This window comes from Butyrivibrio sp. AE3009 (assembly GCF_000420845.1).
Lineage (GTDB): Bacteria > Bacillota > Clostridia > Lachnospirales > Lachnospiraceae > Butyrivibrio.
On sequence record NZ_ATVS01000003.1, the window covers coordinates 76,070 to 93,036 of the forward strand.

General features: G+C 42.4%; 16 protein-coding genes and 1 riboswitch. Of the genes, 2 read left to right on the forward strand and 14 right to left on the reverse strand.

Going from position 1 to position 16,967, the window contains the following annotated elements:
* Window positions 1–14: 14 nt before the first annotated feature.
* The 4 genes from G588_RS0102515 to G588_RS0102530 form a co-directional block, all read right to left on the reverse strand.
* Window positions 15–1,493, reverse strand: coding sequence for an L-fucose/L-arabinose isomerase family protein (locus G588_RS0102515; RefSeq protein WP_022777186.1), 1,479 nt, complete (start codon window positions 1,491–1,493; stop codon window positions 15–17).
* 91 nt (window positions 1,494–1,584) lie between these two features.
* A complete protein-coding gene (xylB, locus tag G588_RS0102520) occupies window positions 1,585–3,108 on the reverse strand; it encodes a xylulokinase (RefSeq protein ID WP_022777187.1) in 1,524 nt (507 codons plus the stop codon).
* 163 nt (window positions 3,109–3,271) lie between these two features.
* The gene (locus G588_RS0102525) at window positions 3,272–4,300 is read right to left on the reverse strand and encodes a LacI family DNA-binding transcriptional regulator (protein ID WP_022777188.1); all 1,029 of its coding nucleotides are present in this window, start codon (window positions 4,298–4,300) and stop codon (window positions 3,272–3,274) included.
* On the reverse strand, window positions 4,284–4,922 hold the full coding sequence (locus G588_RS0102530; RefSeq protein WP_022777189.1) for a DUF4867 family protein: 639 nt from the start codon (window positions 4,920–4,922) through the stop codon (window positions 4,284–4,286). The genes G588_RS0102525 and G588_RS0102530 overlap by 17 nt, the downstream gene beginning before the upstream one ends.
* A 198-nt stretch (window positions 4,923–5,120) precedes the next feature.
* Window positions 5,121–5,222, forward strand: a riboswitch (THF riboswitch).
* A 66-nt stretch (window positions 5,223–5,288) separates the two neighbouring features.
* Here G588_RS0102530 and G588_RS0102535 point away from each other — a divergent pair.
* Window positions 5,289–5,849, forward strand: coding sequence for a folate family ECF transporter S component (locus G588_RS0102535; protein ID WP_022777190.1), 561 nt, complete (start codon window positions 5,289–5,291; stop codon window positions 5,847–5,849).
* A 72-nt stretch (window positions 5,850–5,921) separates the two neighbouring features.
* Here G588_RS0102535 and G588_RS0102540 read toward each other — a convergent pair whose 3' ends face one another.
* Genes G588_RS0102540 through G588_RS0102555 form a run of 4 tightly spaced genes read right to left on the reverse strand, consistent with a single transcriptional unit; the run spans window position 5,922 to window position 10,358 of the window.
* A complete protein-coding gene (locus G588_RS0102540; RefSeq protein WP_022777191.1) occupies window positions 5,922–6,947 on the reverse strand; it encodes an NAD(P)H-dependent glycerol-3-phosphate dehydrogenase in 1,026 nt (341 codons plus the stop codon).
* Window positions 6,948–6,974: 27 nt separating this feature from the next.
* Window positions 6,975–7,652, reverse strand: a complete 678-nt coding sequence (locus G588_RS0102545; protein ID WP_022777192.1) for a glycerol-3-phosphate acyltransferase — start codon at window positions 7,650–7,652, stop codon at window positions 6,975–6,977.
* A gap of 1 nt (window position 7,653) precedes the next feature.
* Window positions 7,654–8,982: a ribosome biogenesis GTPase Der gene (gene der, locus G588_RS0102550; RefSeq protein ID WP_022777193.1), complete on the reverse strand. Its 1,329-nt coding sequence runs from the start codon at window positions 8,980–8,982 to the stop codon at window positions 7,654–7,656.
* A 26-nt stretch (window positions 8,983–9,008) separates the two neighbouring features.
* Window positions 9,009–10,358, reverse strand: coding sequence for a DUF512 domain-containing protein (locus tag G588_RS0102555; RefSeq protein ID WP_022777194.1), 1,350 nt, complete (start codon window positions 10,356–10,358; stop codon window positions 9,009–9,011).
* Between the two features lie 177 nt (window positions 10,359–10,535).
* On the opposite strand from G588_RS0102555, the gene G588_RS0102560 reads away from it, so the two are divergent.
* Entirely contained in the window at window positions 10,536–11,735 is a 1,200-nt protein-coding gene (locus G588_RS0102560) for a ribose-phosphate pyrophosphokinase (RefSeq protein WP_022777195.1), read from the forward strand.
* A gap of 77 nt (window positions 11,736–11,812) precedes the next feature.
* Here the strand turns inward: G588_RS0102560 and G588_RS0102565 are convergent, their stop codons facing one another.
* From G588_RS0102565 to G588_RS0102590, 6 genes are all read right to left on the reverse strand, one after another.
* A complete protein-coding gene (locus tag G588_RS0102565; RefSeq protein WP_081644230.1) occupies window positions 11,813–13,003 on the reverse strand; it encodes an InlB B-repeat-containing protein in 1,191 nt (396 codons plus the stop codon).
* 117 nt (window positions 13,004–13,120) lie between these two features.
* Window positions 13,121–14,419: a sensor histidine kinase gene (locus G588_RS18885; protein WP_196804931.1), complete on the reverse strand. Its 1,299-nt coding sequence runs from the start codon at window positions 14,417–14,419 to the stop codon at window positions 13,121–13,123.
* Between the two features lie 224 nt (window positions 14,420–14,643).
* A complete protein-coding gene (locus G588_RS0102575; RefSeq protein ID WP_022777198.1) occupies window positions 14,644–15,339 on the reverse strand; it encodes a response regulator transcription factor in 696 nt (231 codons plus the stop codon).
* Window positions 15,340–15,374: 35 nt separating this feature from the next.
* The gene (pgeF, locus tag G588_RS0102580; RefSeq protein ID WP_022777199.1) at window positions 15,375–16,241 is read right to left on the reverse strand and encodes a peptidoglycan editing factor PgeF; all 867 of its coding nucleotides are present in this window, start codon (window positions 16,239–16,241) and stop codon (window positions 15,375–15,377) included.
* Window positions 16,242–16,257: 16 nt separating this feature from the next.
* Window positions 16,258–16,623 carry a YraN family protein gene (locus G588_RS0102585; protein ID WP_026668543.1) on the reverse strand — a complete coding sequence of 122 codons (366 nt, stop codon included), beginning with the start codon at window positions 16,621–16,623 and terminating at the stop codon, window positions 16,258–16,260.
* Between the two features lie 52 nt (window positions 16,624–16,675).
* Window positions 16,676–16,966, reverse strand: coding sequence for an EscU/YscU/HrcU family type III secretion system export apparatus switch protein (locus G588_RS0102590; protein WP_022777201.1), 291 nt, complete (start codon window positions 16,964–16,966; stop codon window positions 16,676–16,678).
* Between the last annotated feature and the right edge of the window lies 1 nt (window position 16,967).

Sequence of the window (16,967 nt, forward strand, 5' to 3'; positions counted from 1 at the left end):
ATGCCGAGTAATGATTAAGCGAATGGATTCTCTGTAGGATAAGGAAGTGATGCAGGCTGGTTGTAGCCGATTACTTCTGCTCCTGCGTACTTGAATACCTCATAAAGAGCCTTGCCGAAGTGTCCGAAAGCAACTGCTCCGTGGTGAGGGAAGTTGTGCTGGATGAGAATGTGTCTGTAGAATCTTCCCATCTCAGGAATAGCGAATACACCGATACCACCGAAGGACTGTGTAGCTACAGGAAGAACCTCACCCTGTGCAACATATGCCTTAAGATGATTGTCAGATGTGCTCTGAAGTCTGAAGAATGTGATATCGCCGGGGATGATGTCACCCTCAAGTGTTCCCTGTGTTACTTCCTCAGGAAGGTTTCTAGCCATGATTCTCTGGAACTTCATCTCGCAGCTTGAAAGCTTGCTTGTGCAGGTATTTCCGCAGTGGAAGCCCATGAATGTATCTGTGTGCTTGTAGTCGAACTTGCCCTTGATGGACTGCTCATACATATCTGCAGGTACAGAGTTGTTGATATCAAGAAGTGTAACAGCGTCATCAGATACGCAAGTTCCGATGAACTCTGAAATAGCACCGTAAATATCTACCTCGCAGGATACAGGAATTCCTCTTCCTGTAAGTCTTGAGTTAACGTAGCAAGGAACGAAACCAAACTGTGTCTGGAATGCAGGCCAGCACTTACCGGCGATTGCAACATACTTCTTGCCGCCTCTGTGTCCCTCGATCCAATCAAGAAGTGTAAGCTCATACTGAGCAAGCTTCTCAAGGATTTCAGGCTTCTTGTTGCCTGCGCCAAGATCCTTCTCCATATCAGCCTTGATCTCAGCGATTCTGGGATCACCTGCGTGCTTGTTGAAGGACTCGAAAAGATCAAGCTCTGAGTTCTCTTCAATCTCTGCACCGAGGTTGTAGATCTGCTGGATAGGTGCGTTACAAGCAAGGAAGTTCATAGGACGAGGACCGAAAGAAATAACCTTAAGGTTAGCAAGTCCATCAAGTGCTCTTGCGATCGGAACGAACTCGTTGATCATCTTAGCGCACTCCTCTGCTGTTCCAACAGGATACTCAGGAATATAAGCCTTTACGCCGCGAAGGTGAAGGTTGTAGCTAGCATTGAGCATTCCGCAGTAAGCATCACCTCTGCCGTCGATAAGGTCACCCTGTGACTCCTCTGCAGCTGCGCAGAACATTACAGGTCCATCGAATTTCTGAGCAAGCAGTGTCTCTGAAATTTCAGGTCCGAAGTTGCCAAGATATACGCAAAGTGCATTACATCCTGCCTTCTTAACATCCTCAAGAGCCTCAAGTGTCTGAGTCTCGCTCTCGATGATGCAAACAGGACACTCATAAACGTCCTTATCGTTAAAGTTCTTCTTGTATGCCTCTACAAGTGCCTTTCTTCTGTTTACTGCAAGTGAAGCTGGGAAGCAGTCACGGCTTACAGCAACAAGTCCAATTTTTACCTCTGGAATGTTAATCATAAAAAATCCCCTTTCTAAACCCTTAAAAACTATATTTGTAGGCTTTCGCCCGGTTAACTAAATTATTTATGTCAATAACAAGTAAATATCATTATAACTGTGCAAGCTCTTTATAATCATCCTTAAGATCTGTATAGAGTTTCTGATAAAGCTTGTGATACTTAGCATACTTCTCAGCGTTCTCTGCTACAGGTGCTGTTTCAGCTGACTTGGTAATGATCTTGTCGCAGGCAGCCTGAACACTCTCAAATATTCCACTTCCTACACCGGCGAGAATAGCAACGCCAAGTGCGGGACCCTCTTCCTGTTTGATAGTAGCTACGTTGCAGCCATAGAGATCAGAAAGCATCTGTCTCCAGATCTTGCTCTTACCACCGCCGCCGCAAGCCATCATATCATTAACCTTAACACCCATTTCGTTAAGAATCTCATTGCAATCACAAAGTGAATAGGAAACACCTTCCATAACTGCTCTCAAGAGGTGCTTTTGTGAATGGAAGCCTGAAAGTCCGAAGAATACGCCTCTTGCCTCTGCATCGAGATGAGGTGTTCTCTCACCGTTAAGATAAGGCAGATATACAAGTCTGTCACTTCCTACAGGAACGCTCTCAATATCCTCGTTGATAAGATCATAAGGATCTACGCCAAGCTCCTGTGCTTTGGTAATATAGCTCTGGCAGAAGTTATCTCTGAACCACTTAAGTGAGAAACCTGCAGCCTGTGTAACCCCCATGATATGCCATGCACCGGGAACAGCGCAGCAGCAGGTATGTACACGTCCCTTAGGATCGATGCTTACTTTATCTGTGTGAGCAAATACAACTCCGGAAGTACCGATTGTAGTAAATGCTGTACCTTCCTTAACGACACCGGTTCCGACAGCAGCTGCTGCATTATCGCCGGCACCACCAACTACTACAGTCTCAGTTGAAAGACCAAGATCTGCGGCAACGTCAGCCTTAACTTTGCCTGTAACTTCGCAGGACTCATACATCTTGCCAAGAAGTGCTCTGTCAATCTCAAGCTTATCAAGAACTTCCTGTGACCAGTCTCTCTTGGCTACATCCATGAGCTGCATACCTGAAGCATCTGAAACCTCAGTAGCAAACTCGCCTGTAAGAATATATCTGATATAATCCTTAGGAAGAAGGATGTGTTTACATCTCTTGTAATTCTCGGGCTCATTCTTTCTAACCCAGAGAATCTTGGCAGCGGTCCAACCTGTAAGAGGTGGATTGGCTGTGATCTCAATCCATTTCTCTCTTGGCATGATCTTAAGCATATCTTCTACTTCTGCGCCAGTTCTCTGATCACACCAGATAATTGAAGGTCTGATAACCTCACCATTCTCATCCAGCATTACGAGACCGTGCATCTGTCCTGAAATACCGATACCTTTGATCTCATCGGGCTGTGCGCCAACCTTTTTAACCACCTCTTTAACAGTGTATAAAACTGCATCTCTCCAGTCCTCAGGTCTCTGCTCTGCCCAACCGTTATGAGGTGTAAGAAGATCGTACTCCTTGGATACGGAACCAAGTGCTACTCCGTTCTCATCAAAAAGTACAGTCTTAGTAGCCGATGTTCCAACATCAATTCCTAATAAGTATCTCATACCTTTTCTCCAATCTTGTATTTACCCTTAAAACCTGATGTGTGTACGTTAACACATCACTTAAAATATTAAAAAGGAACCCAGTGTTTGTCAAGAGAACAGCCCCCATAAAAATAACCAAAAATCAGGGGCAAAAACTGATAATAATTCCTTTTTTCCAAATTTAAATATTCTGTTCAATATGTATGCTAAGCTCGGTGTAATTAATCTTATTTGGCTGTATGCCATAGGCAAGATAGTTAAATAACAGCTCCAGCGGCAATTCTCCCTGTTTCTCCGGTTCCTGACAGATCGTAGCGCTTATGATACCGTCTCTGAACATATCATATTGGATAGGAACAAGGTCATTGGTGATTATCTTGATCTTATTTTTCTTATCCTCGGCGGCGATTATCCTGCATATGCTGTAATCCATAGGATTGATCACATATACAACATTTGTCTCGGGAGCTTTTTTGAGCATCTGCCTTACAGCTCTCTTATTCTGAGCCTTATCGGAGGTAATATCCCATTTCCCCAAAATCTTCATCTCGGGATAACGCATATCTGCTTCATTCAAAAAGCCGTGTATTCTCTCATCGGCACTTTCACGAATGCTTCCGAACTCCGAAAAGAAACATACTCTCGAATCTGCCCCGCCTGTCATAGCGGCAAGTCCGGCTGCCAATCTTCCTGAAGACACATAGTCGCAGCCCACATAAGCTATGGAATCAATACCCTCAATCTTACTGTTATAGAATACTATCGGAAATGGTCTCTTCCTTGCTTCATCAGCAATAAGCTTATTGATAGATGAATCCTTGCCAAGAATGCAGGCACCGTCATAGTGGCCTATAGTCTCTGATAATTCCTTAAGAAGCTTCTCTTCATCAGCAGTCTTTTCAGGATAATCAAAAACATCAGTCTCTACTCCGTAGGCCTTGAGTTCCTGAATTTTCTTCTCAGCGCTCTGTCTTACCGGGATAAAAAAGGGATTGTGCAGAGTCTTGGGCATCATATAGAGAAACTTGAGTTTCTTCTTCATAACCGCAAGGCCCTGCGCCACCCTGTTAGGCTCATAATTAAGTTGTTCCATGGCCTTCTCAACCTTGGTTCTGGTCTCAGCCTTCACATAACCTCTGTTGTGAAGGACTCTGTCGACAGTACCTATTGAAACACCGGCCATCTTAGCAATTTCAATTATTGTCGCCATCTATATCAATATTTTCTCCGAACAGACCCTCATATGCTCCGTCCTTGATCTCGGAAGCATCCTTGTGGGCCAGAAGCCATTTATTGGTTGCGAAAAGAGTTCTGTCATCCAGGTTCTTACCTGCTGTCTTGGCATTGCCAACATTGGTTCCCTTGGGAAGTGCAACAAGTACCTTGAAGCCCTTAGCCTTATCTGCATGGCAAGGTGCATAGTGAAGAGTTGTTGCATAAACCTCTACAAGTACTCCCTTAGGCACGAAGAATGCCTTAACCTTGGATGTATCAAGCTTGCCGTCCTCAAGATCTGAAAGTCTTGCAAGAAGAAGGACAAAGTCCTCAGTACCCAGGTTGAACTCGCTGTCTCTGTGATACTCAAGGCAGTTGAGCTTGGTGTTGTGACCGTTGCAATAACCGAACTGGAAAGGCATGCCACCAAAGAGGCTTGTTCCAAGTTCCTCAGTCTGAGCAAGCTTATGGAGTTCTTCCTCTTCAGGCTTGTAAACAACATCATCAGGAAGGGGTGAGCACTCGTCAAGAGTCTTAAGGATCTGATCTACCTCGTAGCCCTCAACTACTCTTCCATAGGTCTTGAACTCAGGATCTGTAACATTAATAAACTTCATAACTCCTCCAATCTGTATGAATCTATATAGTTTTTGTAGCCCGATTTTTATCATACATTTTTAATAATTATCATTCTACTGTGTTTTGCACAAAAAAATCTTCCAATATTTTGCTATTATCACAACAAATATTGCCTAATCATCTTGCAAACCATAAGCAAATAAAGTATTATTTACACGATAAATAACTATTATGAATGCAGAGTAGACCTTGAAGCGTCAAGTGCCGAGTGAACAGGGAGTTGTCATTCGGACGAAGGAAATGATTATTCCGCGGTTTTTTGGTCGCATCCCGCTGCTACATCAAAAGGCTTATACTGTGTCCTCCGATGTGGTTAAAGGAAAAACTGCAAAGGAGGTAATTTTATGTCAGAAAGTACAAAAACAGTATCAATCAAACACTCTTCACTGAGCAGACTCAAAGAAACCAAAGTCCTCACCTTTTGCGGTATGATGGGCGCACTTGCCATTGTTCTTGGCTATGTGGCAACTATTAAATTCGGACAATATGTCAGAATTGGTTTTTCAGGACTTCCCAATCAGGTTATCGATTACCTTTTCGGCCCCTGGGTCGGCGCAATATTCGGGGGTGTAATGGATATAGTTAAGTGGTTTATAAGCGGTGACGGCGATTTCTTCATCGGTTTTACCTTTACAGCAATGGCAGGCGCTATTATCTATGGCCTCTTCATCTTCAGGAAGCCTGTTACAGTATGGAGAGTCGTATTATCTCAGCTTTGCGTTAAGATTTTCTGCAACATCTTTCTTAACACTCTTTGGCTTAACCTTCTGTACGGCAAGGCTATTGAAGCAATATTGCCCGCAAGATGCATATCAAACGCAGTAATGCTTCCTATCGATTCATTTATCATGTATATCATGCTTCAATTTGTGAAAAATGTTATCAAACCTCATTTTGATAACTAATGAAGGCAAATATTAAGCCGGAGCTATGAACAGCTCCGGCTTTGTTTTTGTACATTATGTAATTTAAGATTATTACCAGTCAAGAAGACTGCTCTCAGCTTTTTTGTCACGCATCATCAGTTCGTTAAGAACTTCTTCGGGCGACTTGCCGTTAAACAATATGTCATTGACGCCCTTAACTATAGGCATCTCAACATCATATTTCTCAGCGAGCTTAAGCGCTGCCTTGGCACTGTAGACACCTTCCACAACCATGTGAACCTCGTCCATGGCTTCCTGCATTGACTTGCCCTGTCCGATCAGTATTCCGGCTCTTCTGTTTCTTGAATGCATTGAGGCGCAGGTAACAATCAGATCACCTATTCCCGAGAGTCCGCTGAAAGTCTCAAACTTACCTCCCATAGCCATTCCAAGCCTGCCAATCTCAGCAATTCCTCTTGTTATCAGCGCAGCCTTGGCATTATCTCCACAGCCGTAGCCATCGGCCATTCCGGCAGCCAACGCGATTACGTTCTTAAGGGCAGCTCCAATCTCAATACCAAGCATATCCGGACTGATATACACTCTGAAAACATTGCTCATGAATGCATTCTGAATATATCTGGCTATTTCCTTATCAAAGGCACCTACGACAATTGTAGTCGGTAATCCCTTGCCAACTTCCTCAGCGTGTGAAGGACCGGACAGAACACAAACATTGCATCCGGGAATCTCATCCAGGATAACATCCGACATCACCATCAGGGTGCTCTCTTCTATTCCCTTGGTGCAATTAACAATGATCTGCTTATGTTCCTCGTTATCAAGATCAATGTAAGGTGCAATTTTCTGTACTGTTTCCCTCATATGCGCTGAAGGAACAACCAGCACAATTATGTCCTTATCCTTTACAACTTCTTCAATATTACAAGTAAACTTCACGCTGTCCGGCAAAATAACTCCGGGAAGCTTGTCCTCATTTCCATGATAAGCAGTAAGCTTATCAACCGTTTCCTGTGTTCTGCTCCAAATGATGCAGTCGTGTCCGTTATTGGAAAGAAGGTATGCCAATGCTATCCCCCAGCTTCCGGCTCCGACTATTCCTACCTGTTTGCCCAAATTTTCCCTCCAGAAATTATTATGTTATCAGTCAACCTTGTTCTTCTTAAATACGTAGGTTTTTCTCTCCTGACCAGCAAGGAGCTTTTTGATATTTCCTCTGTGCTGATAAAAAGCAAGTGCTGCAAGAAGAGCAAGTATAATGTAGACCTCAATAAGCTCTCCCTGAGGAATTGCGCCAAAAAGACCCATCTGTCCATAAATAATGGTCATTACCAGCAGCGCAGTATAATAGAAAAGGCTGCATACAGACACGATATGGAAAAGATTGAAGGGAACAAAGAAAGAAAGAACTCCCATCAATATGAAGAGCCAGTTAAACTGGATTCCAAGGTAAATTGTATATCCTGCGGTACATGCAATTCCTTTTCCGCCCTTAAAATGAAGGTTAACGGGAAAATCATGTCCCAAAATGGTTCCAAGTGCGGTATATGTCATGTATAGAATGATGTAATCCGGATTGTTCCTGCCAAACATAAGGTATGTGGCTAAAATAGCAGCCATACACTTAAGAATATCGCCAAGAAGAACAATGCCTCCAGCCTTAGGTCCCAGAACTCTCAAGGTGTTGGTGGTTCCGGCATTTCCGCTTCCGACCTTTCTGATATCAACACCCTTTATTTTGCCATAAAGGATCGCTGTCTGAAAAAGGCCGAAAACATATCCCACAATAATACAAAAAAATCTCTCTCCCAACAAATTCATATCACTTATCCTCTTTCCTCTCCCTGATTATAAATCTAAGCGGTGTTCCCTTGAATCCAAAGGCTTCCCTTATCTGATTCTCGATATATCTTGTGTAACTAAAGTGCATCAGCTTCTTGTCATTAACAAAGATAACAAAGGTCGGAGGCTTAACTGCAGCCTGAGTGATATAGTAGAGCTTGAGCATCTTGCCCTTGTCACTTGGTGGCTGCTGCATTACTACAGCTTGTGTCATGATCTCGTTAAGGACACCGGTTGCCACTCTCATAGCGTGATTTTCACTGACCATGTCAATCATGTCATAGAGTTTAACAAGTCTCTGCCCTGTCTCAGCGGAAATGAAAATTATCTCCGCATAATTCATAAAGGAAAGGGTATTTCTGATATCCTTGGTAAATTCCTTGACGGAATGATTGTCTTTTTCAATAAGATCCCATTTATTAACAGCAATGATAACTGCCTTACCACTCTCATGTGCAATTCCGGCAATCTTGGCATCCTGCTCGGTAACACCTTCCTCAGCATTGATAACAAGGATGGCGATATCCGCTCTCTCAACTGCGCCAACAGTTCTTACGATCATGTAGTGCTCGAGCTCATCCTTAACCTTATTCTTCCTGCGAAGTCCGGCGGTATCGATAAAGGTATATTTCTTACCGTTGTATTTAACTTCAGTATCAATGGCATCTCTGGTGGTTCCGGCAACATCAGATACAATAAGTCTGTTCTCTCCGATAAGCTTATTGATAATAGAGGATTTGCCAACATTTGGTTTACCAATGATAGCGATCTTGGTATTCTCATCTTCTTCCTCGCTGGTTGAATCCTTGGAAAAATGGCTTACAACTTCCTCAAGGAGATCACCGATACCCTGCTTATTTATTGCTGATATTGGAAATGGCTCGCCAATACCTAGATTGTAGAACTCGTATACATCAAGATTGTCTCTGTTGTAATTATCTACCTTGTTAACACACAGAACCACAGGCTTGCCGGAGCGTCTGAGCATATCGGCAACCTTGTCATCTGCATCGGTAAGTCCCTGCTTAACATCCACCATAAAAAGAATGACATCCGCGGTATCAATAGCAATCTGTGCCTGCTCTCTCATCTGAGAAAGGATGATGTCCTTGGAATCAGGCTCAATACCACCGGTATCTATCAGGGTAAAGCTGTGATTAAGCCATTCCACGTCCTGATAAATTCTGTCTCTTGTTACGCCGGGTGTGTCCTGCACAATGGCAATTCTGCTACCTGCAAGAGCATTAAATAGTGTTGATTTTCCGACATTTGGTCTTCCGACTACAGCTACAATATTTTTTCTACTCATAAAAATTCCCTTACTTAATAAAACAATTATTCAGGCTCTACTCCAAACAGAGCACAAGCCAGATAGTATCCGTCACATTTTGATATGCCCACATCCACGGACAAAGCCTTGGAAATATCTCCGATGGTCACATCATCGAGAAGGTAATCCTCCCCGCTTCTAAGAAGGTTCTCAGGAAGATACAACCGTTCTCCCAGTTCTTTGCCGGTCAGCTGTTTAATTATATCCTGACCTGTCAACAGTCCCGATACTGTTATCCTCTCGCCAAAAAACTCATTTATTATCTCATAAACATGTATCTTTATGCCAGGGGAAATTTCTGTAACTTTTTCCGCCAGCTCTTTAATACAAGGATAAACAAGTCTTCCGGTAGCCAGTGATATCTCTTGGCTAAAGCTCTTAACTTCATCACCATAGCGCTCTATTATGCGTTCTACAGCATCATCAAACTCATTTATCAGAAGTCTCATCATTCCAACGCCGTTCTCAAGCTGTATATAGCCGTCATAGCGCTCTTCCTCCGGGAAATCCCTTCCTGCCAGGAAATACCACTCGTCACTGGCATGGATGAAATGAATGCCGTGCTCGTCATAGACCTTTTTCTGCCAGCTCTCAATCTCATCGATGACCTTAGCTGCATCTTCGCTGTTAAAGGGTTCCAGAGGATAGAGCCCATCGCGGTATTTAGAAAGTCCCACAGGAACAACCGATACACTCTGAAGATTAGGAATATACTTGGTAAGATCCGAAATGGATCTTGTGAGTTCCTCTCCATCATTGACACCTTTGCAAAGAACTATCTGGCCGTTTATTTCGATTCCTGTGCCTGGAGCACAGAGTCTGTCAACCTTCTTAAGAGCGTCCCCTGCGAATCTGTTCCCCAGCATCTTGCAGCGCAGTTCCGGGTTGGTGGTCTGGAATGAAACGTTTATCGGAGACAGATGATACTTAAGGATTCTGTCTATATCCTTGTCGGACATATTGGTAAGTGTAACGTAATTACCCTGCAAAAAAGACAATCTTGAATCATCATCCTTGAAATACAAGGTCTCTCTCATGCCCTTGGGCATCTGATCAATAAAGCAAAAGATACATTTGTTGCTGCAGGATCTGTAATCATCCATAAGTCCATTTTCAAACTCTATTCCCAGATCCTCGTCAAAATCCTTGTCAATATCAAGAAGCCACTCTTCTCCGTCTTTCTTTCTTATAAGAATATCCAGGTGGTCTTCCTGAACCATATATTGGAAGTCGAAGATATCCTCTATGATCTCATCATTGATCTTCAGAAGAACATCTCCCGGTTCAATGTTCATTTCTTCGGCAATACTGCCTGGCATTACCATGCTTATGACATGGCCTGTATATTTTTTCAATAGCCTATTCCTCTTTTTAAACGCCTAAAATAAGGGTGCATACTGTACCAGCACAAAGCACCCCAATTCACCCGCTATTTCTTCCATTATACATGAAATTCCTTGACGTGTCAGTAGCTGTAATGATAAAACAGTATATGGTAAAGATTTGAATTTTCAAATATAAAGGGGACAACTATGCCGGATTTTCACTCTCTTGAGGGCACTATTCCCGTAGCGCCGCTCAATCTTATCGTAATGGAGTCAGCCAAGGAACTTGGAGAAAGTGTTAACAAATACATTTCCCAGTTCAGACATGAACTCTACAAAATGCCGGAGAACGACCCGGCTTTCCACGGTTACGTTAAGGACAATTATAAAATAAGCTACAATCTTGACCGTTTCGGAAGCGGTGAAGCTAAGGCTACCATCAAGGAGTCGGTTCGTGGAAATGATGTTTACATTCTTACAGATGTCTGCAACTACAGTATCACCTACAAAATGTATAACTACCTCAACCACAAATCTCCGGACGATCATTATCAGGATTTAAAAAGAGTTATCGGTGCCATAACCGGTAAGGCCAAGAGAATAAATGTTATCATGCCCTTCCTCTATGAAGGAAGACAGCACAAGAGAAACGGAATGGAATCTCTGGATGCAGCCCAGATGTTCAAGGAGCTCCACGACATGGGTATTGCCAATTTCATCACCTTTGATGCCCATGATCCCAGAATCTCCAATGCCAAGCCTCTTGGAGGTTTCGATAACTTCCTGGCTTCCTATCAGTTCATGAAGGCTCTTCTGTCACATATTGATGATCTTATTGTAGATAAGGATCATCTTACCGTTATCTCTCCCGATGAGGGAGCTCTCGACAGAGCTGTATATTTCGCCAACGTAATCGGCGCAGATACAGGTATGTTCTACAAGAGACGTGACTATGCACACGTGGTTAACGGAACCAACCCCATCGTAGCACATGAATTCCTTGGTTCTGATATCTCAGGCCGCGATGTAATTATCATCGACGACATGATCTCATCAGGATCTTCCATGATCGATACTGCCAAGCAACTTAAGAACATGGGTGCCAAGAGAGTATTTATCTGCACTACCTTCGGTCTGTTCACCGATGGAATGAGCAAGTTTGATGAAGGCTATGAGAAACACTATTTCGATGCCGTTATCACCACCAATCTTACTTATATGAACGAGGATGTTAAGTCCAGAGAATATCTGTACATTGCAGATATGGGCAAATTCCTTGCAACCATCATTGATTTCCTTAATCATGATGCATCAATGTCAACGGTTAACATGCCCACAGACAAGATTCACGAGATTGTCGGCAAATACAACTCCGGTTGTAAGACTCCCGAAGAACTCTTTGACTGATCCTTACATTTTCAAACATTATCAAAGCCAGAGCACTGCTGCTCTGGCTTTTGTTTTGCATTTCGTTATTTATCGCATTACTTGTTGGTCTTAGTCACATGATATATTCTGACGTAACATTTACCTGAGAAATATTTGGCATGGTCTCCGGTATAAGATACTCTCTGATTATTCTTCCAGATAATACCTTTGCCGTTTCTCTCATATCCATCGGTTATCGTTATTCCATTTTTGTCATAACCCATAAGTATCATGTAATGGGTAATATTATACTTCTTGGTGCTTACAGGATCATGGCACCAGATAATATCGCCGGGCTGTGCATTGTTAGCCTTAAGAAATTCATATATCTGAGATTTTCCAAGCTTTTTCTTGGAATCTATTATCTTATAATTGCCGGGAGTTGAGTATCTTCCGATGCCAAGTGCGTTTTCCCATATCTGGTCTGTAAAGGCACAGCACTGTATTGATTTGACTTTGCCCTTATATTTATAGGTCGGCTTGAATCTGCCCTTAAGAGAATTCACATAGGAATTGATGGCATTGACTATAGGATTGGATTCCCTGAAATCATCAATTTCCAAGTTCCTCTCATTTTCATAAAAATACTCATCGACCGCCCATGTAGCGTACAAGGTCACATCTTCAGTGATCTCAAAGGTGTATCCTGCTGAATAAACGCAGGAAGAATCTCCGGTAAAGCTCCAGCCCCAGAAAGAATAACCCTCTCTTATGGGTTCAAGGTAGGAAATCATTACGATATCGCCTTTTTTATAGGTATTATCGTCCATTGGAATGTCAGTAACATCATTCTCTTCACAGACATATCTTACCGTAAAATACTCTTCCGGATCACTCTCTTTATTGCTCTTATTACCTGCTGATCTGCCGGTATTATTATCTTCCTGAGGCTGACTGTTTTCTTCCTCGCGGCAATCGGAATCATCGTAATCTATAATATAGTCCGTATCATCAGTTGCCGGTTCCTCATACTCATCGTCAGGGGTCACATCCTCCTGTTCATCAGGATAGGTATCCCCGGAATAATCTTCGGATTCAGGTTCAGATTCCTCGATAATATCTATCATTTCCTCATCCGCAGCACCGTAATCGTCATATGAAAGCTCATCGGAAATCTCCAATTCCTCTTCAAAGGATGCTGTCTCCAGCTCTGTCTCAGAAGCATTGGCAAATATTCCGAAAGCATTAAAAGCTAATATGGTTGAAAGAAGAACCCCGGCTCTTCTGTAGATGAATCCATTCATCATTTTTCCTCCGTATAAATAGATTTGGCGGCGAAATCCTTTTCTGTGCCAGATGTAAGCATATACTTAGTTTGATTATAAAGCAAACAAAAGCGGCCGGTCAATTAATATTGTATAAAATCAATTTTGTTCCTGAGCCTCAGCCGCATCAAAGAAAAGCATAACCGTAAACATATCCCCGTCCAGCCTTATTTCAAACTTTCCGCCCTGGGCTGTGGTAAGGTTCTTGGCAATTGACAGGCCAAGACCGCTCCCTTCCGTTGTCCTTGACACATCACCTCTTATGAATCTCTCTGTAAGCTCAAGCTCGTCAACATTAAGTTCTGAGGCTGAAATGTTTTTTACAGAATAAACAACCTGTTTCTTGCCGGTATTTTCATCGTTTCGATAGGTCAGAGCCATGTGAACTCTGGTACCTGCCAACGAGTATTTGCAAATATTGTTGATCAGATTCTCTATTACTCGCCACAAGTGCCTGGGATCAGCCATTACCTCCATGTTTGGTTCCTGATAGCGAAATACGGCATGAAGTTCGCTTTTTTCAAGCTTCTCATGGAATTCTCCCAGGGTCTGGTTAATGAGTTCCACGAAATTTATTCTCGTCAAGGAAATGTTTATATTTCCTGATGTAATCTTGGATACTTCCACCAGGTCTTCCGTAAGTTGTTTCAGCTTGTTTGACTTGACGTCAAGAACCTCAATGTACTCTCTAACACGCCTATTATCAATGTTTTCTCTTTTCATCAGATCTACATAGTTAATGATCGATGTAAGCGGAGTCTTGATGTCATGAGAAACATTGGTTATAAGATCCGCCTTTAATTTTTCGTCTTTCATACTGGTATTGACTGCTTTTTTAATTCCATCGCCTATAGAATTAACGGCTATTGCAAGAGGTATATTATCAGCATGAAGCATATTTAAATTAACCTTGTCATCTATATCGCCGTTCTGAATATTCTCTATAACCTGAATTATCCCTGCTCTGTGAAGATTCTGCCTGTAATTATATATCCCCACAAGAGCGTCCATAACACAGGCCAAAATAATACCGGTTATCCCAAGGTTCACCAGCAGTATATTCAGCACTACAAAAGTAAGATATGGTATCCAGGTGCGAGCTATGACATTGCCATTATCGGTTGTCCGCATAATAATATCTCCGGCAGCATTGCCGATCAAGCTTAGAATGCTATCCTTCCACAATCTGCCACCCTTAAGCTTGGCAATAAGAGAACATTCGATAAACAGCAATCCGGCATCCATAATCATTGACATCACAGCCACAGCATACGGGAACATGGGAGTTTGCATTATTCTTCCAATACCGATTCCGCTAACATAACTAAAGGTAAAAAGCGCGATCACAGGAACTGCCATCACAACGCTTCCCATAAAAACAATAACTTCAGTAAACATCCTATGACCGGTGTCACCATCCCGCTCAGGCTGTATAGTCCGTAAATTTGAATATAATACAAAGAGATATAATACTGCAGCAATCGCAATAAGTATAAAAAACTGCCTTCTCGATAATATAATTCCATCACCTGCAGCAATAATAGTGATCAAAAAAGCTATAGCGGCTGCCAGCACATGCTGCGAAACTCTCAGTGCTCTGACATTCTTCCCCAAAAAAACAATCATCGCACTTCATCCTCAATTTTATATCCTACGCCCCACACCACCTTAAGATACTTGGGTTCCTTGGGATTTATTTCTATTTTTTCCCTTATATGTCTGATATGCACTGCAATTGTATTGTCTCCGCGACCGTTAATATCATCCCAGATATTCTCGTATATCTGTTCAATTGAATAAACCTTTCCCTTGTTCCTTATAAGGAAAGAAAGAATATTATATTCAATCGGAGTCAGTCTTATCATTTCACCAAATACCGTTACTTCCTTGGAATTGTCATCCACCATAAGACCGCCTACGCTGTACACGTTCTGCTTCTGCTCATAGCTGCCAAGATCTTTGTACCTTCGAAGGCTGGACTTAACCCTTGCCACAAGCTCAAGAGGATTGAAAGGCTTGCATATATAATCATCAGCTCCTACATTAAGACCAAGAATTTTGTCCGCATCCTCTGATTTGGCGGACAAAAATATGATCGGTATCTTGCTGAACTGTCTAAGCTCCTTAACAAGCCGTATTCCATCCATTCTGGGCATCATTACATCAACAATGGCAAGCTGTACTCTGACACCCTTAAGTACTTCCAGAGCCTCAACCCCATCATAGGCTCGCAAAGTCATGTATCCTTCCTGCTCAAGATAAATCTCAATAGCATCGACGATCTCCTTATCATCGTCAACAATCAGAATATTGTCCATTACACTACTACACTCCCTAAACTTTATAGATCAATTTACTCTCTTATAGATAAAAAGGCACATAAATTGCCTCTTTCGTCATGATGCACCCTATGGGAAAACAGAAAATCGGGATTACATCTTGTACAGACATCAGTAACACTGATATTTTCTTCCTTAACTCCTGCTTTCTTAAGACACAGCTTGATAGCATTCCATAGGTACAATCTGTATTTATTATTTGGATATGGCACAAGAATGGAATTATCCATAAGTTCCTTCTCTGTATATGCCTCGGAAAATTCTGTAGCAACGTCCTCACCAATTTCATAGCAAGGTCCGCAGATTGACGGTCCAATGGCGCAAATACAGTCAGAAGGCTCAGTCCCATAGTTTTCCTTCATCTTTGCAAGAGTTGCTGCTGCAATATTTCCTTTTGTCCCCTTCCATCCGGAGTGGGACAGCCCTATTGCCCTGTGAACAGGATCCACAAAATAGATCGGTGGACAGTCCGCATGAAATGTTCCGAGAATAATTCTGGGAACATTGGTCACAAGGCCGTCTATATCGGTATAATCGCGGGCAATGGCAGGACCTTTTCCTCTATCTTTCTCCGTAACAACCATCACATTGGTTGTATGAGTCTGGAAAGTCAGTACAAAGTCATCAAGAGTCCGACCATGACCGAGAACATCCGCTATTCTTCTGTAATTCTCATCAACAGCATCCTTCTCATCGCCTCTTGTATAGCTGAGATTCATCTCACTGTAGCAGCCCTTACTGACACCGCCCAGTCTGGTGCTGAAAAGATGATCGATAAAATCAATTTCCTGAAGTCTTGGGAAGGTAAGATAAGTCACTCCTTTAACCGTCTGAACGATCATTTTGCCCTTGCCTTCACACCTTTTTACCTGAATATCCATATTTGCCCCCATACATTTATTCCATATAATCAAAAGCATTCTTAAGCCACCTTAAGGTAACTGCGCTCTGCTCTCCGCTAATAGCTATTACATCGTATCTAATGGGAATATCTTCGGATTTAAGAAAAGAATATAGAAAATATCTCGAAACTCTGGAAATCTGTCTTTGTTTGCGAAAATCCACGGCTGTCTCCGGTTCTCCGCATTTATCATCCTTGCGATACTTAACTTCTATAAAGCAATAGTAGTCGCCATCCCTTGCTATTATGTCAATCTCACCGCTTCTGATTCTGTAATTCCGCTTAATAATACGGGCACCCATCTGTTTGATATAATCAGCGGCTATGTCCTCATACCAGGTGCCTTCAGTTCTTTTATTCATAATATTATCAACCAATCTAACATAATTTTGTGTTCATTCTGTGTAAAATCTGCTATTTTTTCTCTTTTGCCTTAATTTTGTCCATAGCATCTACAAAAACAAGGATTTCAGCCACAACTTCATAGAGCTCAGGAGGTATCATCTCACCGATTTCGAGTCTGGAAAGAGTATCTGCTAGCTTATCGTCTTCATGGACAGGGATGTTGTTATCTCTTGCCTGCTCTATGATTTTTTCTGCCAGCGCGCCTTTGCCGGAGGCAATTACTTTGGGAGCTCCGTCTTCATTGGGATCATAGCCCAGCGCAATGGCGGTTTTGATCTTTTGTTTCTGATTATCAGGCATA